The organism is Bacillus oleivorans, assembly GCF_900207585.1.
In the GTDB taxonomy this organism is placed as follows: domain Bacteria; phylum Bacillota; class Bacilli; order Bacillales; family JC228; genus Bacillus_BF; species Bacillus_BF oleivorans.
Genome location: NZ_OAOP01000002.1, coordinates 487,431 through 511,375, shown reverse-complemented (window position 1 = coordinate 511,375; position 23,945 = coordinate 487,431). Strand labels below are relative to the sequence as shown.

At 38.5% G+C, this 23,945-nt stretch carries 20 protein-coding genes; 7 read left to right on the top strand and 13 right to left on the bottom strand.

Annotated features, from left to right (window positions below; genetic code table 11):
• The first annotated feature begins 397 nt into the window (after positions 1–397).
• Positions 398–1,069, top strand: coding sequence for an SIMPL domain-containing protein (locus tag CRO56_RS06070; RefSeq protein ID WP_097157719.1), 672 nt, complete (start codon positions 398–400; stop codon positions 1,067–1,069).
• Positions 1,070–1,473: 404 nt separating this feature from the next.
• Here the strand turns inward: CRO56_RS06070 and cspD are convergent, their stop codons facing one another.
• The gene (gene cspD, locus CRO56_RS06065) at positions 1,474–1,674 is read right to left on the bottom strand and encodes a cold-shock protein CspD (protein ID WP_097157718.1); all 201 of its coding nucleotides are present in this window, start codon (positions 1,672–1,674) and stop codon (positions 1,474–1,476) included.
• 304 nt (positions 1,675–1,978) lie between these two features.
• Here cspD and CRO56_RS06060 point away from each other — a divergent pair, with 304 nt between their 5' ends.
• Entirely contained in the window at positions 1,979–2,815 is an 837-nt protein-coding gene (locus CRO56_RS06060; RefSeq protein ID WP_245855662.1) for an MBL fold metallo-hydrolase, read from the top strand.
• Between the two features lie 74 nt (positions 2,816–2,889).
• On the opposite strand, the gene CRO56_RS06055 is transcribed toward CRO56_RS06060, so the two are convergent.
• Entirely contained in the window at positions 2,890–3,768 is an 879-nt protein-coding gene (locus CRO56_RS06055; protein WP_097157716.1) for a CvfB family protein, read from the bottom strand.
• Positions 3,769–3,905: 137 nt separating this feature from the next.
• Positions 3,906–4,103, bottom strand: coding sequence for a cold-shock protein (locus tag CRO56_RS06050; protein WP_097157715.1), 198 nt, complete (start codon positions 4,101–4,103; stop codon positions 3,906–3,908).
• 462 nt (positions 4,104–4,565) lie between these two features.
• Here CRO56_RS06050 and CRO56_RS06045 point away from each other — a divergent pair, with 462 nt between their 5' ends.
• Positions 4,566–6,068: an esterase/lipase family protein gene (locus CRO56_RS06045; protein WP_142305191.1), complete on the top strand. Its 1,503-nt coding sequence runs from the start codon at positions 4,566–4,568 to the stop codon at positions 6,066–6,068.
• A 299-nt stretch (positions 6,069–6,367) separates the two neighbouring features.
• Here the strand turns inward: CRO56_RS06045 and CRO56_RS06040 are convergent, their stop codons facing one another.
• The 3 genes from CRO56_RS06040 to CRO56_RS06030 all read right to left on the bottom strand — a co-directional run bounded on the left by CRO56_RS06040 (position 6,368) and on the right by CRO56_RS06030 (position 10,818).
• Positions 6,368–6,925 carry a YdcF family protein gene (locus CRO56_RS06040; protein ID WP_097157713.1) on the bottom strand — a complete coding sequence of 186 codons (558 nt, stop codon included), beginning with the start codon at positions 6,923–6,925 and terminating at the stop codon, positions 6,368–6,370.
• Between the two features lie 139 nt (positions 6,926–7,064).
• On the bottom strand, positions 7,065–9,251 hold the full coding sequence (locus CRO56_RS06035; RefSeq protein ID WP_097157712.1) for a DNA topoisomerase III: 2,187 nt from the start codon (positions 9,249–9,251) through the stop codon (positions 7,065–7,067).
• Positions 9,252–9,627: 376 nt separating this feature from the next.
• Positions 9,628–10,818 (bottom strand): MFS transporter, encoded by a 1,191-nt coding sequence (locus CRO56_RS06030; protein WP_097157711.1) that lies wholly within the window; start codon positions 10,816–10,818, stop codon positions 9,628–9,630.
• A gap of 378 nt (positions 10,819–11,196) precedes the next feature.
• Here CRO56_RS06030 and pepF point away from each other — a divergent pair, with 378 nt between their 5' ends.
• The 4 genes from pepF to fabF all read left to right on the top strand — a co-directional run bounded on the left by pepF (position 11,197) and on the right by fabF (position 15,146).
• The gene (gene pepF, locus CRO56_RS06025; RefSeq protein ID WP_097157710.1) at positions 11,197–13,014 is read left to right on the top strand and encodes an oligoendopeptidase F; all 1,818 of its coding nucleotides are present in this window, start codon (positions 11,197–11,199) and stop codon (positions 13,012–13,014) included.
• 78 nt (positions 13,015–13,092) lie between these two features.
• Positions 13,093–13,227 carry a hypothetical protein gene (locus CRO56_RS23390; RefSeq protein WP_281257283.1) on the top strand — a complete coding sequence of 45 codons (135 nt, stop codon included), beginning with the start codon at positions 13,093–13,095 and terminating at the stop codon, positions 13,225–13,227.
• A gap of 168 nt (positions 13,228–13,395) precedes the next feature.
• On the top strand, positions 13,396–13,608 hold the full coding sequence (locus CRO56_RS06020; RefSeq protein ID WP_097157709.1) for a heavy-metal-associated domain-containing protein: 213 nt from the start codon (positions 13,396–13,398) through the stop codon (positions 13,606–13,608).
• A gap of 299 nt (positions 13,609–13,907) precedes the next feature.
• The gene (gene fabF, locus CRO56_RS06015) at positions 13,908–15,146 is read left to right on the top strand and encodes a beta-ketoacyl-ACP synthase II (RefSeq protein ID WP_245855605.1); all 1,239 of its coding nucleotides are present in this window, start codon (positions 13,908–13,910) and stop codon (positions 15,144–15,146) included.
• A 197-nt stretch (positions 15,147–15,343) separates the two neighbouring features.
• Here the strand turns inward: fabF and CRO56_RS06010 are convergent, their stop codons facing one another.
• From CRO56_RS06010 to mnmH, 7 genes are all read right to left on the bottom strand, one after another.
• The gene (locus CRO56_RS06010) at positions 15,344–15,532 is read right to left on the bottom strand and encodes a hypothetical protein (RefSeq protein WP_097157708.1); all 189 of its coding nucleotides are present in this window, start codon (positions 15,530–15,532) and stop codon (positions 15,344–15,346) included.
• Between the two features lie 24 nt (positions 15,533–15,556).
• The gene (locus CRO56_RS06005; protein ID WP_097157707.1) at positions 15,557–15,910 is read right to left on the bottom strand and encodes a DUF4257 domain-containing protein; all 354 of its coding nucleotides are present in this window, start codon (positions 15,908–15,910) and stop codon (positions 15,557–15,559) included.
• A 503-nt stretch (positions 15,911–16,413) separates the two neighbouring features.
• Entirely contained in the window at positions 16,414–17,304 is an 891-nt protein-coding gene (locus CRO56_RS06000) for a gamma-glutamylcyclotransferase (RefSeq protein ID WP_097157706.1), read from the bottom strand.
• 80 nt (positions 17,305–17,384) lie between these two features.
• Positions 17,385–17,588: a DUF6501 family protein gene (locus CRO56_RS05995; RefSeq protein WP_097157705.1), complete on the bottom strand. Its 204-nt coding sequence runs from the start codon at positions 17,586–17,588 to the stop codon at positions 17,385–17,387.
• Positions 17,589–18,335: 747 nt separating this feature from the next.
• Positions 18,336–19,574: a 2-oxoglutarate dehydrogenase complex dihydrolipoyllysine-residue succinyltransferase gene (gene odhB / locus CRO56_RS05990; RefSeq protein WP_097157704.1), complete on the bottom strand. Its 1,239-nt coding sequence runs from the start codon at positions 19,572–19,574 to the stop codon at positions 18,336–18,338.
• 22 nt (positions 19,575–19,596) lie between these two features.
• Positions 19,597–22,440, bottom strand: coding sequence for a 2-oxoglutarate dehydrogenase E1 component (locus CRO56_RS05985; protein WP_097157703.1), 2,844 nt, complete (start codon positions 22,438–22,440; stop codon positions 19,597–19,599).
• Positions 22,441–22,851: 411 nt separating this feature from the next.
• The gene (gene mnmH / locus CRO56_RS05980) at positions 22,852–23,916 is read right to left on the bottom strand and encodes a tRNA 2-selenouridine(34) synthase MnmH (RefSeq protein WP_097157702.1); all 1,065 of its coding nucleotides are present in this window, start codon (positions 23,914–23,916) and stop codon (positions 22,852–22,854) included.
• Positions 23,917–23,945: the final 29 nt, after the last annotated feature.

Genomic DNA, 23,945 nt, shown 5'->3' with positions numbered 1-23,945 from the left:
TTCTAAAAATGAATCTATATCATTAGTCCCTCTTTTGCTCATTAGTAAATAATTACCATTTTTGGCTGATGTTTGACATAATTTATTAATAAAAAATAACCATTTTAGTCTACTCTGGAAATTTTCTAAATCCCATATTTGGAAAAATGAACCAAATGGTCTACGATCATTTTTAAGAATTAATTAAATATGTGAAAAGTTATAGTAAAAATTTGTAAAGAAATAATCAATATCAATCTTACATCCTATTTTTCTGATAAATAGTCCATTTTCCCTAGAAAAAACAGTTAATGTTAACACAAAGCTTCTTTCTTTTTGAATATTGAAGGAAGGAGTAACAAATAGGTAAGCCGTCTAATAAATATTAGAAGAAAAAGGATCTAGGAGGTATTTTGGAATGCACAACCAGTCTGCGTTTTACCGAAACCCTTCCCATCACACATCTCCTGCAAAGGATCGGGTTATTGAAGTGCTCGGGGAGGGAGTTATTTCTGCTCAACCGGATGTTGCCATTATTAGACTTGGAGTTATTACTGAGGGAGTGGATTTAACAGAAACATTAGATAAAAACTCTGCTGCCATGAGCAATGTTATACAAGCCCTTATCGGACTTGGCATTCCCAAGGAACATATTAAAACAGACGAGTATCGGATTGACCTGCAATATGATTTTAAGGATGGACAGCAACTGTTTAGAGGTTACCGTGCAACCAATATGATTGAGATTACTATACATGTTATAAAAAAAGTTGGATTAGTGGTTAATACAGCTATTCAAAACGGGGCAAACACCGTCTCTAATATCGAATTCTCATTAGAGAAAAAAGCTTCTTATTATAATCAAGCACTTGAATTTGCAGTCAAAAATGCTCAAGAAAAAGCGTTAGCGATTGCTTCTGCTGCCGGAGTTAGCCTGAACCAGGTCCCATTTTCTATTACTGAAATGACCACACCAAGGCAGCCGCCTATCCCTTTTGAAGCAACAGCGATGGTTCAAAGTGTTTCCACACCTATTGAACCAGGACAAATGGAAATAAAGGCTCAAATTGTCGCTAAATTTTCATACTGATAACTTATTGTATAAAAAAACGCCTCTTCAGGGAATGTGACACTACATGTGTCAACAAGCCTGATGAGACGTTTATTACTTAGAAGGAATTCTAATTATCTAATTTTATCTATTTTTATAATAGAAAAATCGAACCCAAAACAATGAAAGCCCTACCTCTCTTTCATCCTTACGGCTCCTAGACCGTGCCAGTGTGGATCAGGTTATTAACCTGCTAAAGCCTAAACTTACATTTTTCATTCTAAACATTTCACCGTTTTCTTTTTTTGGAAACTTTCAAACCTGAGATTGATGTTCGAATTTATGAATGGTTTAAGAAGAGAAGAATGGAAGGTGGAAATGACGAAGGGTGACTTCTAAATAGAAAAGGCGGCGTAAAGAACGCCGCCATAACATTCATGAACTTACGCTTTTACTACGTTAGCTGCTTGCGGTCCACGGTTTCCTTCAACGATTTCGAAAGTAACTGTTTGACCTTCTTCTAAAGATTTGAAGCCTTCGCCTTGGATTGCTGAAAAGTGTACGAATACATCGTCTCCACCTTCAACTTCGATAAATCCAAAACCTTTTTCTGCATTAAACCATTTTACTTTACCAGTGTTCATTAAAAAATTCCTCCTAAATCTGTTTAACCATTACCCATTAAAAATTAATCCAAAAGAAAAACCGTTATTCCTATAAGCTGTCATTTAGGTAAATCATACAACTTACGAAATCACGGCTTACATCTATTTAGTCTTTATTTTATTAACGAGAACATGGTGTATTAAGTAAAACACATTTAAAGGTGTAAAGTCAAGCGCACTTACATTCGTTTTCCAAAAAAATCAAGTTCATTTTCTATTTATTCTAATTTTCAACTATAATTAGATAGAAGATCCTAGAAAGGAACGTGCTAACTTGGAACCAATGCCTCGCAACTTTGTTTTTAATATAAAGGTCTATAAAACCGGTGAATGCTTTCAGCTTGGAAAATTGACAGACTGTAAAAATCCTTGGAAAAAACAGTCATTTCCTGCTCTTATCTTTTCATTTTCACATCCCGAAAAAGGGAATATTCTGTTTGATACTGGGTACGATTCTGCATATTTTGTTGCAAGCGCTAGGTTTCCATATCGTTTGTATCAATTCGTTACTCCAGTAAAACTTTATGAGGATTTTTCTTTTAAGACGAGCCTCCCTCCAATTGATACCGTTTTGATATCTCATTTTCATGCCGATCATTTAGGAGGTCTTCATTTTTTCAAAGATAAACCTATTATTTGTTCAAACCAAGAATGGGAGTCTGTAAGAGACAAGAAAGGGTTCAAAGCATTAAAACGGGCATATCTTCCTGATTTAGTTCCACCCAATCTTCGGTTCTCATTTTTGGAGGAAACTTCCTTGGTTCGGCTTCCAGATGAACTGTCTCCTTTCACTCAAGGATATGATTTACTTGGAGATTCATCCATTTACGCCGTCCTTCTTCCAGGGCACACAAGATATCAATATGGAATTTTCCTTAGAACAAAAAATAGATGGGTATTTTTATGTGCAGATGCCAGCTGGTCATTGAAATCAATCGAACAACTTTCACTGCCGCTTCCATTTGCACGTTTGGCGATTGAAGATTGGTCTGCGTATATAGAAACCTTTGCGATGTTAAATCAATTACACCTAAAAAATAAGAATATATTAATCTTTCCATCACATTGTGAGGCTACTTATTTAAAGTGGAAAGACAAGCTTGGGACATTGGACCAATAGTTTTTACTTTAGATAATACAAAAAGCTTGATGGATTTTAATCCCTCAAGCTTAAATTAAATCAAAGCTTTTTAATTACTGTTTTTTTGGCTGTTCGTTCGCAACCGCATAAGTCCAGCCATCTTTTTGTACCACTTTGTTCGCTTTCATCAGCCTTCCTAAAGCCCTTTTAAAAGCCGCTTTACTCATGCCAAAGCGAAGCTCAATATCATCTGGCTGGCTTTTATCGCTATAAGGCATCGCTCCATTGCGAGACTCCATAAACGATAAAATTGTCTCTGAATCCTTGTCCATTTTTTCATGGGCACGAGGGATCAAAGAGAGATTTAGTGAACCATCGTCTTTGACTCCAATTACTCTTCCCTTAACTAATTCTCCCAGTCTCGGCTCCTCGGCCCGCTCCGATTCATGAATAAAACCTCTGAATCCGTCATCGGTTAAAATAAAAGAACCAACCTTCAATAAGCGGTAGACACGGCCGCTTACATTCTGATTTTTCATGGATTCCGGTGCTTTTCTGGAAATTTGTCGGATAATATCCTCCGTTGCCAAACGGCCAAACAATCTTCCATTCCGATCACTTTTTAAAGAAAGAAATAATTTGTCCCCTTCTTTGGGCCATAAGTTCTCTAATAAAGGCAGATCATCCAATGATACTAATATATCTTTAGTTATTCCAATGTTGACAAATACACCGAGTGTTTTAACAGCGCCCACAACCTCAGCCCAGCCATAGCGGCCATTCTGGATTACAGGTATTTTCATAGTAGCTGCGAGCCGGCCTTGTTTATCATGATACAAAAAAACGGTAACTTCCTGTCCCAGCTCTATTTCTTCTGCTGCTTCATTTTGATGAAGTAATACACTCTCTTCTCCATCTGTTAAGAAATACCCAAACGGAGCTTCTCGCTCAGCCTGAAGCCTGACAACTGTTCCAGCTTCTAAACGATTCATATGTATGTTTCCTCCTATATTGGTGCACAGATTAATCTTAAATATGTATACACATAAAACAAAGATAAAGGCTTTAGGACCTTTATCTTTTTATGGTAGTTCAGTATCTTTCATTTCGTCGACTGAGGGGCAGATTCTTACATAGCAGAACTTGGATTATGAAGGATTTCAATAACCCTAGTTGTTTGTTCCATTTTACTTTCACAAATTGGACAAGCTGGAACCTCACTGCTCTTAAAATTATCGCGTACCCAGCAATTACAATCATCCGAAGTACAAACCCAAACTTTGGTTTCTACCTTTTCAACTTCTTCCTGATTTCTGCGATTAAACAAGCCTACACCCCCAATGAGATTTTAAAAAGCTGATTCATTCATATAAAAATAGGCTACCCATAAGTTTATGAGATTACTCCTATAAAAATGATGCAAGCTTTATCATTCTGATCAAAAAGCGTTGGAGTTGCCAATAAAAAAAGGCGTAGCTCTCCGAGAAAAGGCCATCTATGTTGCCTTAGCCTCATTCGAAGATACGACCCATTTCATATATTTTTTATAAAAAATATGAAATATATCTTTACTATACACCTATTTTCATGTAAAATCAATATTTTTGGTTATTTTATAAATCGACAAATTTCTCACTAGCTATAGTAATCAACGTATTTTTTGCAAATATACATGCCTTTTTACTTAATGAGTTTAGGTCTTTTGTACGGTAATAACAAATGATTATTTCCATATATTTGTAAAGGCTGAAAGCGCTTTTACCGTCAGTATATTAAAAGTTAAAGGAGTGTGCTTACCACGAATAGGTTTGTCTGTTTCATATTGGTTCTTTTGTTGGTATGGCCATTACCAGCAGTTGCAGGTTCCCTAGGAAAGGGAGAACCTGCCGGGACCCCTGGTGAATGGTATTTAGGAACTACACCTGATTATGTAGACCCGTATAAGTCACCGATTGTTTTTGTCCATGGATTAAATAGCTCTGCTTCCACCTGGTGGGAAGGAAATGATATGTATGATACGGCCTACGCAAATGGTTACGAGACAGCATTTATAGATTTATATCCAACTCGAAATATGTGGGATAATGGACAGTTACTTGCTGAAAAAATAGAAGAGATTTACAATCATTTTGGTGAAAAACTTGTAGTCGTTTCCCATAGCAAAGGGGGAATAGACACCCAGGCTGCATTAGTCCATTATGGCGCGGATCCATATGTCCACCGTGTTATTACGTTATCGAGTCCCCATCACGGCTCTGAGCTGGCTGATTTAGCCTATAGCAGCTGGGCAGGATGGTTAGCCGGAATTCTTGGAAGTAAAAGTGATGCTACGTATTCAATGCAAACAGGATATATGGATCAATTTCGGACCCAAACGGATTCCCGCCAAAATGTATATCGGATCCCCTTTTACACATTTGGCGGAACGGCTTGGGGCAGCTTCGGAAGCTCCTTATATTGGGGCGGACTTTACTTAAGTTCTTACGGGCCAAACGATGGAGCTGTAACAGTCCAAAGCTCTCGTTTATCCTATGCAACCGAAGTGTCTGTTGGCGATTGGAACCATTCCGAAATTAGACAGGGAAGCTCAACCTTTGACCTCTTTGAATCTTTGCTATATGAAAATGCAATTGCATCTAAATCGGCATCTTCTATCGAAAAAAACACTTCGCAAACAAACGCTTTTTATAAAGGCGGATCCTATCGATTAAAAACAACAGAAACCTTTGCTGTTGAGGAAGGCGTCTCGGAAATCACAATCGATTGGATCAGTACCCGAAAAGAAGTCTCTCTTGTACTAAAGGATCCAGATGGACGTATGTACTCTTATTTTTCAGTGGATGAAGAACCTGACTTTAGCCCATTTGCTGGTGCCTATCATCATTCCATAACCATCCCTAACCCTAAATTCGGGCAATGGACCATTGAAGCATCAGCAGAAAAAGAAAAATATTTGCTGGGTGTTTTTTACAAAAGCCATTTAAATCAGGACCTGGATATTTCGGTTAGTGATCAACGAGAAGTTACCATTTATGCAGAAGGTCAAACTGTTGAGGAAGATGGAATCAAAGCCACTATTTCTCTCGAATACTACCAAGATGAAAATTCAGCTCCAGAACAACTAAAGCTAGTCATAAATGAAGGCAATTCATCTGTGGAACTTCCCTATTTGGGTTCCGGTGTTTATAATTTGACGACCGACATTACAGGCCAATCCAGTCAAGGAAAAGAATTTAACCGAACGGTTATCCAGTCAGTTTATATAGATCAGACTGGAGATATAGTTAAATAGTTTTTTTCAGATAAAGCCAACTAGTCTTTAATAGCTAGTTGGCTTTTTTGGGCCGGATTCTATATAAATTTACTCCGGACTTATTAATCGGGCCCGTTTCTCTTGTAATTGTGAGCGAATCTGCTTTTTTGAGCGGTTCGGACTTATAAGAGCGCGGGTTCCGCTACTTTGAGCGCATTCTCGCTTTTTTGAGCGCAAGTCTCCCTATTTTAAGCGACACCACATTTATTTGAGCGTGAATCCAGGCGTACTAAATTTCAATGAATGCATACTCCTTTATGTAAGTTTCTAAATCTCTCCTATTTTCCGGTAATTTTCATTTTTAATAGAGCAGCATACTCTCTTATATGTAACTGAAATGTTACAACTTCCGGCGTTTTCGCTGCTAAAGGGAATCCACGGATCCCTATTTTTTCAGCTAGTTCAATCGCCCTGTACAAATGAAAATCATTGCTCACAATTACTGCCTCGCGAATATTGTAGAGTTCTCTTGTAAATTTAAGATTTTCATAGGTTGAAGTAGATTGATCCTCTATTAAAATTCGATTAGATTCAATCCCATTTTCCAACAAATAGGATTGAAGGGCCTCCGCTTCTGTTATCTCCTCTCCAGGACCCTGCCCTCCTGTCACGACTACCTTAGTAGTTGGATTTTTTTTTAAATACTCTAACGCTTTATTCGCACGATAAAGCAAAGCTAAAGACATTTCCGTTCCATTCACTTTTGCACCAAGAATAATCAAATATGGTACATGATCTGGCGGTGTTCTTTTTGCGGTTTCAGTCATCTGATAGTGAAAAGATAGCACGACTAAAACGGGGATGATAACGATCGCTAATATAATATATTTTTTCAAGTGCAATTCCCCTTTTAAATATTTCAGATCTTTTTTTACTATAATTATAGTCTATTATGGAGTAACTTGGAATTTTTTCACCATTCTTTTTCCAAAAGAAGTAAAAAACCCAAGGGAATTCCCTAGGGTTCATTTTCTTTTATTTGTCTAAATTAAGCTTCGCCAGTGCATCTGCTAATGATGTATTAATTGGCTCTTCTTGTTTGTTTTTCTTTAAATATTTCTGAACTTCTTGTTTAGACGCCTTTGATGTCTGATTTTCTTTTCTTCTCTTTTGAAAAGCAGATACCTTTTCCCTGTGACCGCATGAGCAGAAGAAGATTTGACCTTCTCCTTCTCCGCGCAGCTCTAACCGTTTATGACAATTCGGACATCTGGCATTCGTGATTTTTGAAATGCTTTTTCGGTGCCCGCATTCTCGGTCCTGGCAAACGAGCATTTTCCCTTTCTTCCCAGTAACCTCAAGCATCAATTTGCCACAATCAGGACAACGTGTTCCTGTTACATTATCATGTTTAAATCGCGCCTCACTATTTTTGATTTCAGAAACGGCTTCCTTTGTATATTCTACAATTTCTTTAATAAAAACTTTCTTAGGCAGCTTGCCTTTTGCAATAGACTCAAGCTTTAGTTCCCACTCAGCAGTTAAAGCTGGCGACTTTAAATCTTCAGGTACAAGCTCTAATAGTTGCTTACCCTTGTTTGTAATGAATATATCTTTTCCTTTTTGTTCAATTAAAAAGCTATTGAATAACTTTTCGATAATGTCCGCTCTCGTTGCAACCGTACCTAGCCCTCCTGTTTTTCCAATCGTCTGAATCAGGTCCTTCCTTTCTCCCGCCATATACCTAACCGGATTTTCCATCGCGGACAGAAGGGTTCCTTCGTTGAAAGGCTTAGGAGGTTTAGTTTCACCTGTTGTCTGGTTCCAGAGTGTTACTTTTAAAATTTCTCCCTTTTCAATGGCTGGGATCGTTTGCTCTGCCTCTGTTTCATCCATTTCATCGTCATCGTTTTGTTCAAAAACTTCTTTCCAGCCCAAGGACAATACGCTTTTCCCTTTAGCTGTGAAAATTTCTCCCTCAGACTTTGCTTCCACAACCGTTTGCTCATATTCGAACGGAGGGAGAAGTACAGAAAGAAAACGTTTGACGACTAAATCGTATATTTTTCTTTCTTTCTCACTTAATGCTCTAATACTGGCAGCCTGTTCCGTTGGAATAATTGCATGGTGATCGGTCACTTTACTATTATCAATAAATGACTTATTCGTTTTAATTGGGCTTTGCAATATCTTCGCGGCAACTCTTGCATATGGCTGTACTTTACATGCCTCAACCCGTTCTTTTAAGGTATCTGCAATGTCAGATGAAAGATATCTCGAGTCTGTTCTTGGATACGTCACTACTTTATACTGTTCATAGAGCTTTTGCATGATGGAAAGCGTTTCCTTCGCAGAAAAGCCAAAGATCTTGTGAGCATCTCTTTGCAATTCCGTTAAATCGTATAATTGCGGAGCATAGCTTTTCTTAAGAGTCCGATGAACGTTTTCAACGATCAAATCCTTATTTTTCAGCTTTAAAAGCAGATTCTCGATTTTTTCCTTTTGGAACGTTTTTTGATCTTTTGTTTTTCCATCATGCCACGTTAACCTTAATAAATCTGTTTCAGCTTGAATACCGTAATACGTCTTCGGTTTAAAGTTTTTGATTTCTTCTTCTCTTGCAGCAATAATAGCAAGCGTTGGCGTTTGCACACGACCGCATGAGAGCTGGGCATTATGCTTTGTTGTCAATGCTCTTGTAGCATTAATGCCGACATACCAATCTGCTTCAGAACGTGCCACAGCAGAAGCATATAAGTTCTCAAATTCTTTCCCGTTTCGCAAACGCGAAAATCCCTCTTTAATTGCCTTATCGGTTACAGATGAGATCCACAGACGTTTTATTGATTTATGAATCTTTGTTTTTTCAATAATCCAGCGGGCAACAAGCTCCCCTTCACGGCCTGCATCAGTTGCAATGATAATTTCATTGACTTCGTTTCGGTTCAACAGTTGTTTTACCGTATTAAATTGTTTTCCAGTTTGCTTAATGACCACTAATTTTAGTGGTGCCGGCAGCATCGGCAGGTCCTCGATTCTCCATGATTTATATTTATGATCATAACTTTCCGGATCAGCTAATGTTACGAGATGACCTAAAGCCCATGTCACAATATATTGGGAACCTTCAAAATAACCATTCCCTTTTTTTTGGCATTGAAGTACTCTTGCTATATCTCGACCAACAGAAGGTTTTTCTGCTAAGACTAATTTTTTTGACATTTGAACAGCTCCTAATTAAACATTCATAATTAATCAACACATATTTTATTATTTTACCATACCGAAAAAGGGATTAGCGGATAATAACTATTGGCTGGCTAGTTTGATTAACAGAAATTTGGGCGATGTTTATGCGGTTTTTTCGAGAGGGTTCACCCGTTTGGAGCAGAAATCAGCCAGTGTGAGCCAATTTCATGGAATTTGGAGCGAGACTAACCCATTACGGAGCAAAAACAGCAAAAATTGGAACGGTCCTATATGGGAATGGGGCGAAACACACTCACTATGGAGCCATTTATACAATTTTGGAGCGAAAAAATTAACTTTGGAGCGGGGTCCGCTTTTGTAAGCAAACCCCATTAGTCTAAGACGATTTTTAAAATCCTACCGCATTAGACGGATTGGACTCATCATTTTTTTTATCTAATTTAATCAACCAAAGGTTTAAGATAATCCCTATAATGGCCAAAATTCCAAAGAATAAATAAACTGAGAAAATACTAGCTACTTCATATACAATACCGCCAAAAAAAGTACTGAACCAGGTTCCAAACCCATGGGCAACCGACGTATATAATGTCACTGCAGTTGCCGTCATTTGCACAGGTGTAACGTCCCGAACATATTGAAGTCCTGCAGGGATAAAAAGACCAATCGCAGCTCCCTGAAGGACCGCTGTAGCATAAATAATCCAAAGAGCAGGCTCAGTTACATATAATCCCCATCGAACGAAGGATACGATTCCAGCAATAAGCATCACATTTAATACACCGATTCTTTCAATCCACCGTTTGGCTGCTTGCATAAATGGAATTTCTGATAGAACCGCAATTAAAAATGCTGTTCCAATTCCAGCAAAAGTTCCGCCTGAGTCTTCGACAAATAGACCGAAATACGTGTTGTTCGCCAAATTTGGACCAAAAATAAGGAAAGCAGAAGCTATAAAAAGAATAAATTTAGGAAGCAATAATACCTTTTTGATGCCTTCTTTTAATTGAAGCTTCTGTTTAGCCCGTTCCTTTGGTGCCTTCATGACAATAATGGCCGCAAGCAACAGTGTGACAAATAAAGCATAAAAAATAACATCAAGTCCCAGTGGGGTTTCACTCAGTTTACCTATTAAATACACAGCTAGTCCGAAACCAAGGGAACCAAATAATCGGATACTCCCATAATTTAAATTTCTTTCTCCGGTATACTTTAAAGCGATACTGTCGGAAATAGGGTTAATTCCGCTTTGGAAAATGGCGAAGAATAACGCTAAGAAGATTAACCAGTGATAATCGTCAATAACTAAATAACCGAGTCCCAGTACACCTGCTGTAACGCATAAAAATGAAATTACTTTTGTTGGTGCATTGGTCATGTCACTCAACATTCCCCAGATTGGCTGGAAAAAGATCATGACAATTGGTCCAATCGACATAATCGTCCCGATTTGATAGCCGTTTAAACCTTGATCTTCACTTAAATAAACACTTAGAAACGAGGTAATTCCGGCTGAACCGAAATAAACAAAAAGAAAAAACACTTGAAGTATAAGAATATTTTTTTTTTGCTCAATCATGTAAATATACCTCCGCATTCGCTGCCTTTCCTTTCCTATATAAATCACATTACCCCCATCTGTATACTTTGTCGATAGATTGCCCAAAAGTTTAAATGTTCCGATAAATAATGATACTTCTAGTTAAAATGTTAACCATATATTTTACTGACTTTATGAAAAAAAATATGTTAGTTTTCTTACTGTTTTCCTTATTTGAACTGATAATGGCGAAATTTGTAGTTTAAAAAATTCTGACTTATATGACACAAAAGATAGTTTATCCTTTATAATCATTTTATTAGAGTGGCGAAATAAATTGAGTGTTTCTAGTCACCTTTTTGATAGAATCTAAAAATGACTAGAATCAGCTGCTCCAAGAAAGGGGACTAGATTATTATGCAAAAAACAGTAAAAAAACGGCTAACACGTGCAGAAGTGCCTGTCGATCAAACCTGGAAACTTGAAGATTTATTTGAAACCGTTGATGAATGGGAGTCTGCTCTAAGAGAGGTGGAAGAGTTACTTCCAACTGTTACCCAATATAAAGGCAGACTTGGAGAAGGATCTCAGTTTTTACTCGAGTGTTTAGAAGCACAAGCAAAGGTAGCCGAAAAAGGAATTTTGGTCGGTACCTATGCGAGTCTGCGTTCATCTGAAGACGGGTCCAACCCAGACAACCAGGCGATTTCCGGGAAAGTAGCTTCAGCATTTGCTAGATTAAATGCTTCCCTATCCTTTGTTGAAACGGAAATCCTGGCTCTTCCAGATGGTACTGTGGAAAAATACATAGAAGAAAATCAGGGACTAGAGCCGTTCCAAAAAAATCTAGAAGATTTGGCAAAAAGAAAACAGCATACCCTCTCCCCCGAAACGGAGGAAGCTCTTGCTAGTTTAAGTGAAGTTCACCAAGCTCCTTATATGATTTATCTGCGAAGCAAATTAGCTGATATGGTGTTTGATTCATTTCAAGCTCCTGATGGCGAAGAATTGCCAAACTCATTTGCTCTTTATGAAGATGAATATGAACTCTCCCCTAATACTGAAACTCGAAGAAAAGCATACGAATCATTTGTTAAAACTCTAAAACAATATCAAAATACATTTGCTGCTACCTATACAACTGAGGTTAAAAAACAGGTTGCCATGGCTAAGCTTCGTCAATATAATTCTGTTACACAAATGCTGCTTCATCCGCAGAAAGTGACAGAAGAAATGTATCATAACCAATTAGATGTCATTCAACAAGAGCTTGCCCCGTATATGCGCAGGTACGCCCAGTTGAAAAAACGGGTTCTTGGATTAGATACACTAAAATTCTGTGATCTGAAAGCTCCGCTTGACCCTGATTTCAATCCGCAAACCACTTATGAAGAAGCTTCAAAAGTTATTTTAGAAGCGTTGCAGGTAATGGGGCCAGAATACAGTCAGATTATGGAAACAGCTTTAACAGAACGCCGGGTTGACTTAGCCGATAATGTTGGCAAATCAACTGGAGCTTTTTGTTCAAGTCCTTATGGTTCTCACCCATTCATCTTAATTACATGGACCAATAACATGAGAAGTGCCTTTGTTCTTGCCCATGAACTCGGACATGCCGGCCACTTCTACCTGGCTAATAAAAATCAACGCAGCTTCAATACACGTCCATCCACGTATTTTGTTGAAGCACCATCTACGATGAATGAAATGCTTTTGGCAGACCACATTTTATCAAAAACAACAGATAAGCGAATGAGACGCTGGGTCATCCTTCAACTTTTAGGAACCTATTATCATAACTTTGTGACACACCTCCTAGAAGGAGAATACCAAAGAAGAGTTTATTCTTTAGCTGAAAAAGGTGTTCCGTTAACAGCTAAAACTCTTTCCGAACAAAAAGGCGAAGCTCTCTCAAATTTCTGGGGCGATACAGTTGAAATTGATGAAGGAGCGAAATTAACCTGGATGCGTCAGCCTCATTACTATATGGGTCTTTATCCATATACCTACTCAGCTGGATTGACAGTATCTACTGCGGTTTCACAGCTCTTTAAAGAAGAAGGGCAACCAGCCATCGACCGCTGGCTAGAGGTACTAAAAGCAGGCGGAACGAAAACCCCGCTTGAATTAATCCAGTATGCAGGTGTCGATATGTCAACGCCGGATCCAATTCGCAAAGCTGTTGCATATGTTGGGGCACTTGTTGAAGAACTAGAAAGAAGTTACGAAGAATAATCTGATTTAATGGGATGGCTGTAATATTGCCATCCTTTTTACGTCAAAGTCAAAAATCATTAAAGGAGTAATTATTATATGAACACCAATATAACTTCCTCCCCTATTACGATTGTGAAAGTAACCGTAAAAGATACGGAAGAAATCATTTCCCTTAAAGTTTGTTGGGACAACAGACCACCAAAACAAATATATCTGGAAGAATTAATATAGTAAATAGGTTGTTCAAACGGGGTACACCCAAAAAGGAACAACCTTTATTTTATCTTTCCAGCTTCATTTTTATTTAAATACTTTAGTAAATTCTTACATAATTCAGCCAAAAAAGGAAAATCTACAACAAGGGTTTAAAGCTGCATTCAAACAGAAAGGATGAGACACATGGAGGACTTAACTCTATTTATAAAAGAAGCAACCAGCGAAGAGCCTATTCAAAAATTAGAGACGATTTTAATGGGTATGGATGGTGTGGAGCGGGCACTCGTCGATATCGAAGATGGGGAAGTAAAGATTACGTATGATTCAAACCAAATTGGCCAAGAAGACATCGTAAACAGAATCAAACAGTATGGACTCCATCCGATTCAGGGATGATACTCTTTTGGACTGGCGATGTTTGATTCATTAAATACCCGCAATTTCGTTGATAAACCTGTAATTTCGCTACATAAACTTAATTTCGTGCAGGCATCTGAAGTGCACGCCCCCCACCATATAGTTTTTAATAACCGTACGATTACTTTTTCCTAAACATATGACTATTTAACTAAACGCAAATAAAGACCATCCACCTGCTTTAACGGAAATAACTGTCATATTTTAAAATTTTCGGAGGAATTTTGGCCTGTTTTGTCGAAATAGACCTGCATATCCATTATTTAGGAGGGCTACGATTGACAAGAGTTGTGATAACAGGCCTAGGAACTGTTTCTCCATTAGGAAACTCCCTTACGGAAACTTGGGAATCTGCGATTAATGGAAGGTCTGGAATTGGACCGCTTACCAGATTTGACTGTGAGCATTTCTCTGCCAAAACGGCCGCGGAGGTAAAAGATTTTCAATTAGCCAATTACATGAAAGTTAATGAAAGGCATCGCGTTGACCGATTTGCAGCATATGCCATGGCTGCATCGATTATGGCACTTGATGATGCTAATATTCAAATTGGAAAAGATGTAGAGGCTGAGCGAATCGGTGTATGGTTTGGAACAGCGATTGGCGGGATTGAAAGCTTTGAAGAGAGTCATATGAATCTTCTTGAAGGCGGATATACAAATCTTTATCCATTTGCCACGACAACTGTCATCTGTAATATGGCGTCAAGCCAGGTTTCGATTGCTATTGGTGCGAGAGGGGTTAATAATTGTACAGTTTTATCCTGTGCTTCTGGAGCTAATGCCATTGGCGAATCATATCGAGCGATTCAGCGTGGAGAAGCCGACATCATGATTGCCGGGGGATCAGAAGCATCGATTACTCCTCTAGGTGTCGGTGCCTTTTGTGCAATGGGGGCGATTTCTACCAATCCTGATCCCCAAAAAGCTTGCAGACCCTTTGATAAAAATCGTGATGGACTCGTTATGGGTGAAGGAGCAGGTGCTATTATCCTAGAATCCTATGAATCTGCTGTTAAACGAAATGCTCATGTGTATGGTGAAATTATCGGTTATGCAACTGTAGGCGATGCTTATCATATTACAAGCCCTGCTCCTTTCGGTGAGGGCGGAGTAAGATCAATGCAGCTTGCCGTTCAATACGCTAATATTGAAAAAACCAGTATCGATTATATAAATGCTCACGGAACAAGTACAGTTTATAATGACAAATCGGAAACAGCTGCGATAAAGACCTTCTTTAAAGAATTAGCCTCCCAAATCCCGATTAGTTCAACAAAATCGATGACTGGCCATATGATGGGTGCCGCTGGGGCCACTGAAGCCATTTTTTCCCTTATGGCCATAAAAACTGGAATTATTCCGCCAACCATTAATCTAGAAAATCCCGACCCGGACTGTGACTTAGACTATGTACCTAACCGCTCTAGAAAAAAACGAGTACAAACTGTGTTAAGCAATGCCTTTGGTTTCGGCGGACATAATACGACATTAATCTTTCAATCTGTCAAAGATTAAGGGGATTTTCTCAATCCCCTTTTCTTCTGCATTTGTTGAAAATTATTAAAACGGTATTATTTATTATACTTAACATAATAATATTATGGTTAGTAGGGAAATGTAGTATCTAATAAGAGGTGTTAGATGCAGGCAAAATAAAAACTAAGGCTTCTGCTACCTTAGTTTAAAGGCAGGAGTTGATGTGTAGCGGTTTTCTATGATGAAGAAGTGTTTTTATCGCTTTTTTCAGCTTTATACCGCATTTTAATTCGTTGTATGATTTCATCTATTTCTCCTTTAATCAGTAATGCTTCTTTTTTTGAGTTGGCTCTTAAAAGCTCCAGCTGGAGGTTTCTGATTTTATTATATTCTGCTTCTGTCATGTAATCCTTTAATCTCACCACAGAGCACTCCTCCATTCTTTCAGTTTACGAATGGATTTGACTTTGATTTTCAATAATGATCTCTGCGTTTAGTTCAATTTCCACTTGAAAGAAGAGCTGATTAAGGATTTCACTTAATTTGGCTGCTTCCACTTTCGCAATTAACGTATCGCCACCGTAACCGGCTAATACCGACGTAAAAATTAATTGATCTAACGTAGCGGGTTCGGTTAGGGTAACAATGGCAATGGCCGCCACTCCTCCGAATAGACAATCTAATAAGAAACCATACTCAAATACTCTCTTTTTGTTGTAAGGCTTGATGATTTTCCCATTTCTTTTTGCATGCGTAAGCAATCCCATAAAACTACCAATCAAAAATCCATACAACAACGACATAAAACCACCCCTCGTTTTAATTTAAAAGACATGAATACCTACGGTTACTGTTTTGGCACAGACTCTGTGGCTTATCCATTCTGTTCAGACTAAGTCAGAAATAGACCTTCACCGACAGCCCCCAACAACATAACAGCTTTCCTTTCGTATTCTTCCTTCATGTTGTCTTTTTTCCGAGGCAGAGAGGGGATTTACTAATATCTCTATTTAATCATCGGCATCCCTCCTTTCAAGAATAGAAAAATTCTTCCTTATTATATTTATATAGCTTGTTTTTACAAAGATTCCCTATTCACCACATTTTTTCCTTGTGCCAAATTACTTATTTTTTCAAAAGAAATGAATAGTGCTTCCGCCCATTACAAAAAAGTTACACTATTTTACTATAATCCGGAATGATGGATACCTAAAATTAACCAAATTTAACAGAAAAGGACTAGCACAATCCGTAAGTCACTATAAAGAAACACTTACGAAATACTAGTCCATTCTTATTTAAATTTTTAACTTTGTATAATTGAATCTATCTCCTGATGGGCAAGATCAAACTCTAAGTCCTCCAATTGTCTAATCAGCCTTTCATAATAAGAAGAACTAACTTTTCCTTTTGATCCCCTCAAGATTTCTTTTGCATAATGAACAGGCGGAGCCATCTCTTCATTTTTATGAACTACCGTAAATGTTAAGCAAGATGGGTATACTTGGTATCCTACCTGAATATCGACAAAAGTTGGACGGTAAGACTGGGTATAGACACCTTCACGTTTAAATAAATAGGGAACCGCATCTTGGGGGCAATCATAGAGAATCCCCTCTAACCTGTCGTTTGCCTCGACAATATCGGCTCTACCTCCATCCTCAACTCTAAATGTATATTTCATTGAATAGCCTTGCAGTACACCAGCCCCAACTTCTTTTTGAAAATAGCTATCTGCCCTAGCCAGTTCGAATCGTTCTTGATCCATACAAGACCCATAAGCAAAGTAGAAAACACTGGCTGGTCTCTCTTTTAGAAACTGATATACTCTCCAGTCACCGAGGTCAATTTTATTTCTTAATCGACTTTGGTTACCCGCAACGTAAGTAAATCCTTTTAACACGCCCTGATCTGTGTAAATATTTGTTTCAATCCGCATATATAGATTCTCATCTCTATCAGCCTTATAATCTTCTAAATCGTCTATTTTCTCAAGTGTCACTGCATCTACCTCATAAACTTCCCCATAAACCAGCCCTGAATTATCATCTACAGTCAAAGCTGGATATCCATCACCTGTATCGTATAGAATCCCTTTCACCCATGCTTGATTTGCCTTACACGTACTGTTTTGAATGTAACCGTGATTGGATTCATATTTCCGTAAAGTTCCGTATACAAAGACGTAAGTCCCCATTAGATATCCCCCTTTTCGGTAAAAATATAATAAAAAAGCTGCCACATAGCCCAATGGCAACTTTTAATATTTTCATGATCCTATACTTCTTCAAAATAATCTTTATAGAAACCGCCAACTTGCCCTGTGTCATCCACAACAAAGTAGAATTCTTCGGTTTCATTTTTTACATCATATGTTTTACCTGGCGTTAACACATTTTCCACCATGTATTTTTTAGCGTCTGTATGTACACATTTAACTTGTTTAATCGTTGGTTTGGTGGACCATGATAGATGTTGCATCTTATTCCTCCTAAAAACGAACTTATCTTTAGTATAATGGAAAGAACCCCTTTTACTCAACTGCTTGTAAAAGATCTTAAAACCTGCTTAGTTTAATATTTGGTCTAGCCCTATCAGAAAATGGATTTGGAGCTGTGTTCCTTTTTATCGGAACTCAGCTCTCTTTTAAGGAACTTTACTTTCTTTTTTCGTACTTAAGTGAGGTTTTTTCGGGACTCCAGTGGGATTTTTGAACATATTGGCCGCTTTTTGGAACTCAGAACCTTATTTTAGAACTCGCCGCCCTGTTATTCCGGACTCAGCACCCTTTATTCCGGACTTAGCACCCATTCTATTTATTCCAGACTTTGCAACCATTATTCCAAACTCTCCACCTGTTATTCCAAACTCGGCACCATTTTAGACAAGGTTCCTCCAAATGTCAGCTCCAAATTTTCGATAAAAGCGTCGTATATTTTTCAAAATAACTCTCTTTCCTAACAATTCTATCCCGTTCCAGTTTATTAACCGCTTCTGCATACTGGTTGTATAAATATAAATGAACGTAGTCATAATGATACATTAATTCATCTCTCCCCTTCGTTTACTACTTTCATTGTATGGCTCCTACTTAAATGTCTCATCGGCTAACCGAATGAACTTGAATCCTTCCTCAGCAGATAAATTCATACATCTGAAGTCGGAGAGAGTGAAAAAACTGCAAAACCCCTTCAGTAACTTAGGTTACCAAAGGGGTTTTTCTGTTTATTATCCTAGAAGCAATTGTTCAGGATCTTCTAATAGCTGTTTAACTTTTACAAGGAAGCTTACGGCTTCTTTACCATCAACGATTCTGTGGTCGTAGGATAGGGCAATGTACATCATTGGACGGATTTCAACTCTATCTTCAATCGCAACCGGTCTGTTTTGAATCGTGTGCATTCCAAGAATACCAACTTGCGGCGCGTTTAAGATTGGTGTTGAAAGAAGAGAACCGAATGTCCCACCGTTTGTAATTGTGAATGTACCGCCTTGAAGTTCATTAAGACCTAATTTCTTATCACGAGCTTTTTTAGCTAAGTCCGCGATGTCTCTTTCAATATCGGCGAAAGATTTGCGGTCTGTGTCACGAACAACTGGTACAATCAAGCCTTCGTCAGTTGATACTGCAATGCCGATATCGTAGAAGTTTTTCTTGATGATTTCATCGCCATCAATTTCCGCATTTAATAATGGGAACTTTTTAAGTGCAATCGTTACGGCTTTTGTAAAGAATGACATGAAACCTAATTTAACGTCATTTTCAGCTTGGAACTGGTCTTTGCGGCGTTTTCTTAAATCCATTACAGCTGTCATATCTACTTCATTAAAAGTAGTTAACATAGCTGCTGTGTGTTGAACATCAACCAGACGTTTCGCAATCGTTTGACGGCGGCGAGTCATTTTGATTCTTTCAACTGGCTTGCCATCCGCTACAACGGCAGCTGGCTGAGCAGCAGCTACAGGTTGGCTTGGAGCTTGTGCCGGCTGATTTTGATAAGAATCTACATCTTGTTTTCTGACTCTTCCAAGCGGGTCTACTGTTGGAACTTGACTTAAATCGATCCCTTTCTCGCGAGCTAGCTTCCGGGCAGCCGGAGAAGCAATTGGTCGATTGTTAGCTGAAGTTTCAGCAGCTGCTGCAACTGCTTGTTTTGGTTCTTGTTTTGGCTGTTCTTTTGATTCCGCAGCAACAGGCGCTTCAGCAGCTGGCGGCTCGGCTCCAGGAGAAGCAGCATTGTCAACAATGGCAATGACCTCTCCTACTAAAACAGTGTCACCTTCCCCTTTAAGTTGTTCTTTTAACACACCTGCTTCGTCGGAGATAATTTCAACGTTGACTTTATCTGTTTCTAGTTCAACAATGTATTCTCCTTTTTCAACAAATTCACCTGGTTTTTTAAGCCATTGAGCAATTGTACCTTCAGTTATAGATTCGGCAAGCTCTGGCACTTTTACTTCTGCCACTGCAATGTCCCCCTTAATGTGATTAGCGTGTGATAGCTTCATTAATGATACGAGCTTGTTCTTTCTTATGAACAATCGGATCGCCCTCAGCCGTACTTGATCTTCTGCGGCGACCTACATAATTAACAGTAACACCTTTAGGAGCCAATTCCTTTATTCGTGGTTCTACAAAGTTCCAAGCTCCCATATTTTTCGGTTCTTCTTGAACCCAAACAATTTCTTTAAGGTTTTTGAAGGATGAAATTAATGCCTTCATATCATTCATTGGGAATGGATAGATTTCCTCTAATCTTGCTACATGAAGCCAGTTAATGTCAGTTTCTGCTTTGCTCATTTCTTCCTGCACATCGATCATAACCTTACCGGAACCAATGACCAGACGTTCCACTTTTTCTGCCTTTTCACCAGAACCAGGCTGATTGACAATCGGCTGGAATTCACCCTGATTAAGTTCACTAGATGAAGCCGCAGCAAGCGGATGTCTTAATAAGCTCTTAGGTGTCATTATTACTAATGGACGAATTTCTTCTTTTTGCAGCATTAACGCTTGGCGTCTTAAAATATGAAAATATTGTGCAGCATTTGATAGATTGGCTACTGTCCAGTTATTTTCAGCTGCCAGCTGCAAGAAGCGCTCTAAGCGGGCACTGGAGTGTTCTGGACCTTGCCCTTCATATCCATGAGGCAAGAGCATCACTAAACCTGATTTTTGGCCCCACTTTGCTCGGCCTGCTGCGATAAATTGATCAAACATAACTTGAGCAGTGTTAGCAAAATCTCCGAATTGGGCTTCCCATAAAACGAGTGTTTCAGGAGCAAATACGTTATATCCGTATTCAAATCCTAATACGCCTGCTTCAGATAACGGACTGTTATGAATAGCGAAGCTTGCCTTTCCATTTGGCAGGTTATGCAATGGAGAGAACACATTTCCGGTTTCACTATCATGTAAAACGATATGACGGTGAGCAAAGGTTCCTCTCTCAGAGTCTTGACCAGTCAAACGAATCGGAGTGCCCTCAGAAATAATACTTGCAAATGCAAGTGCTTCCGCATGAGCCCAATCGATTTTACCTTCTTTAAAGGCTTTTGAACGACGCTTTAAGATTTTTTCAAGTTTGTTAAATACTTTAAATCCTTCAGGCCATTTTAAAAGATCTTCATTTAAAGCAGCTAACGCTTTTTCTTCAACAGCGGTATTGATCTTTGGAAAACCTTTTTCAACGATTTCCGGAGGTCTCATTTCTGTATCGAGCTCTTCACTGTTTTTAGGAACTTTATCGTAAGCCGCCTTTAACTTTGATTCGATTGTTTGATCAATCTCTTTTAATTCGTTTTCATTTACGATTCCTTTTTGTTTTAGGTTTTCAAAATAAAGATTTTTAATCGTAGGGCGGTTATGAATAATCTTATACATTAATGGATTGGTAGCTACTGGTTCATCCATTTCGTTATGCCCGTAGCGGCGATATCCAATTAAATCGATTAAGAAATCCTTTTGGAATGTCTTTCGATATAATGTTGCGAAATGAGCGGCAGCTAAAACGGCTTCCGGATCATCTGCATTAACGTGTACAATTGGAATTTCGTAGCCTTTCGCCAAGTCGCTTGCATACTTAGTTGAACGCGAATCTTCGCTTTCTGTTGTAAATCCAATCATATTGTTAGCAATAATATGAATGGTTCCGCCTGTATGATAACCCCTTAATTTACTAAGGTTTAGTGTCTCTGCATTGATTCCTTGTCCTGGAAATGCTGCATCTCCATGAATCAAGATTGCAAAGGAAGAAGTTGTATCCTGATCTGGAAAACCGGCTTTATTTCGTTTTTCTTGAGCCGCGCGAGTGTATCCAACTACAATCGGATTAACAAATTCAAGGTGACTAGGGTTATTAGCTAAAGTAATGCGAGCTTTTTGTACATTATCACTCTTAATTTGTCGGTCAAGTCCTAAATGGTATTTCACATCACCAGTCCAGCCGTAATTGATTCCAATTGAACCTTCAGATGGAACCAGGTCTTTGTTAGGTGCGTGCTGGAATTCTGCAAAAATCATTTCATATGGTTTGCCAAGAACATGTGCGAGCACATTTAAACGTCCACGGTGAGCCATCCCAATATTAACGTTGGAAGCACCGCTTTGAACCGATTCAGAAATAATTTCATCCAGAAGCGGAACAAGTGTATCTACCCCTTCAATACTAAAACGTTTTTGCCCTACAAAAGTACGGTGTAAGAAGCTTTCAAACCCTTCTACTTCAGCAAGACGCTTTAAAGTTTCTTTTTGTTTCTCAGGAGTTATAGCCGGGAAATAGTCTTCAGATTCAACCATATTTCTTAGCCAGTTTTTCTCCTCTTGATCGTGTACATGATGCAATTCAAATGCTAATGATCTCGTATACACCCGCTTTAGATGTTCAATCGCATCCAACGCATTTTTAACAGCCTTAGGAGGATTTTGTATAATGAACGTACTCGGCAGACCTCTAAGATCTTCCGAGTCAAGCCCATATTCACCAAGCTCCATTCTGGATGTATCTTTTTCTTGGTTTTGCAGCGGATTAATGTCTGCAGCTAAATGTCCATAAGAACGGATATTTTCTGCAAGTTTAACTGCCTGAACAGCTTTAAGGAGCTGATCTGGTGAGACCCCCTGTGTAAAACTAGGTTGGAAGCTGACGTTTGGTTGAGAAGGATCTCCATTTGTAACAACCGGCGCACCCCATTCTTGGAATAATGCAGCAAGCTCGGGGTCAACCTCTTCTGGATTTTGCAAATATAATTCATAGGCTTCCATAATATAGCCTAGGTTCGGACCGTGAAATTTTTCCCACGGACTGATAAGGCGTCCAGCACCTTTACTCATGATTAATGAACCCTCCACGTAGTAATCTGCCATACCATTCCCACTATTATCTATTTCTAAACTCCTTTGAACGGTATGTGAATAAAATTATTGTAATGTAAGATAAACGCTTTCACATTGTTATTTTATCACTGTAAAGCGTTATCTACAAAGGAAAAAAAACACTTCCAAATAGTAAGACTTTTCTAAACATTCTATTTCATTCACAGTTGAAAAAATAAAAGTAACACAAATGTAAATTTTTGCGAAAAAATATTCTCTGGTAGTTTTCTTCAACCGATACAATCTTACTACTATTGGACCAAAATGCCAATAGTTCTACACCAATAATTCCAACTATTTTCATAAGCTTAAAACACTATATTTCCATATTAGGGACAATAAAAGAACACCTGATATAAAGTGTCCTTCTTAGCTTATGTTTAGTTCTGTTTTCGATACAATATTTTGAATAGCAGAAACAGCTTCATCAATATTAGTGGAATCTACTGTATAGACCTTTCCATGCTCCATCCTATAATCTTTTTGTTTATGAAGATATTTGGGATCATAATATTGTTCCAGCAGCATTGAAACAAACTTAGGATAATCTTTTTTCTGCCAGGATTCCTTGACATCTTTCCATATGGATTGTCCTCTCATGTACTTCCAAAACCTTAATAAAATCTCTTCAACTGTTTCTTCAAACCAGTCTTGCTGTTCATAAGGAATAATATATTCTTCTATTATTCTTTTCACTCTATTTTCAAAGGAGCAGCTAATGATAATAGGAACTCCCGCTTTTTTAACCTGTAATAGCCGCTCTGGCAGGACCGAGTTTCCGATTCTTTTACTTTCAGCTTCCATTATAAAATAGGAATGCGGCTGAATAGAGACCAAGGTTTCATAAAGGTACGCATCAAACATTCTTTGTGAACTAACTTCTAGCCCCATGTGACCGAAAAGAGATCCTCTGTGTCCTGCAATCTCTTCCAGATCCACTACAGGCATTTCTTTTTCCCTTAGCCTCTTGAGAATTTCGGTTTTGCCCGTTCCAGTCAGTCCATGCAGAACGAATGCTTTTTCTGGGATCAGTTGTTCCAGTGCATCCGCAATATACGTTCTGTACGCTTTATACCCACCCTGCAGACGTAAAACAGACAGTCCTGATAATTGACAAAATTGAGCAACGGAAATCGATCTTAACCCGCCCCGAAAGCAATAAATTAAAGGTGTTTTACCAAATTCGTCAATTCTTTTAATTTGCTGTAAAAGGTTTGGTATTTTAGGGGATACAATCTCCATCCCAAGCCATTGAGCCTGCTTCTTCCCTTGCTGTTTATAGGCAGTACCTACCTTCGCCCTTTCTTCATCAGAAAATAAAGGAACATTAACCGCATACGGGATGTGCCCCTCCTTATATTCCTGCGGGGAGCGAACATCGATCAATACGTAGTTATCTTTTGTCTTTAAATATTGCTCCAGTGTGCAATCCACCCTTTATCACTCTCTCCCATTTCTCATTG

Coding starts and splice junctions, on each gene's coding strand:
- CRO56_RS06035 (WP_097157712.1), bottom strand. CDS start 9,251: ATGTCAAAAAAATTAGTCTTAGCAGAAAAACCTTCTGTTGGTCGAGAT.
- CRO56_RS05985 (WP_097157703.1), bottom strand. CDS start 22,440: ATGAGTAAAGGTGCTGGACGCCTTATCAGTCCGTGGGAAAAATTTCAC.
- CRO56_RS06000 (WP_097157706.1), bottom strand. CDS start 17,304: ATGGGGACTTACGTCTTTGTATACGGAACTTTACGGAAATATGAATCC.
- CRO56_RS06030 (WP_097157711.1), bottom strand. CDS start 10,818: ATGATTGAGCAAAAAAAAAATATTCTTATACTTCAAGTGTTTTTTCTT.
- CRO56_RS06020 (WP_097157709.1), top strand. CDS start 13,396: ATGGAGGACTTAACTCTATTTATAAAAGAAGCAACCAGCGAAGAGCCT.
- CRO56_RS06005 (WP_097157707.1), bottom strand. CDS start 15,910: ATGTCGTTGTTGTATGGATTTTTGATTGGTAGTTTTATGGGATTGCTT.
- CRO56_RS05995 (WP_097157705.1), bottom strand. CDS start 17,588: ATGCAACATCTATCATGGTCCACCAAACCAACGATTAAACAAGTTAAA.
- CRO56_RS06055 (WP_097157716.1), bottom strand. CDS start 3,768: ATGAATCGTTTAGAAGCTGGAACAGTTGTCAGGCTTCAGGCTGAGCGA.
- CRO56_RS06060 (WP_245855662.1), top strand. CDS start 1,979: ATGCCTCGCAACTTTGTTTTTAATATAAAGGTCTATAAAACCGGTGAA.
- cspD (WP_097157718.1), bottom strand. CDS start 1,674: ATGAACACTGGTAAAGTAAAATGGTTTAATGCAGAAAAAGGTTTTGGA.
- CRO56_RS23390 (WP_281257283.1), top strand. CDS start 13,093: ATGAACACCAATATAACTTCCTCCCCTATTACGATTGTGAAAGTAACC.
- CRO56_RS06070 (WP_097157719.1), top strand. CDS start 398: ATGCACAACCAGTCTGCGTTTTACCGAAACCCTTCCCATCACACATCT.
- pepF (WP_097157710.1), top strand. CDS start 11,197: ATGCAAAAAACAGTAAAAAAACGGCTAACACGTGCAGAAGTGCCTGTC.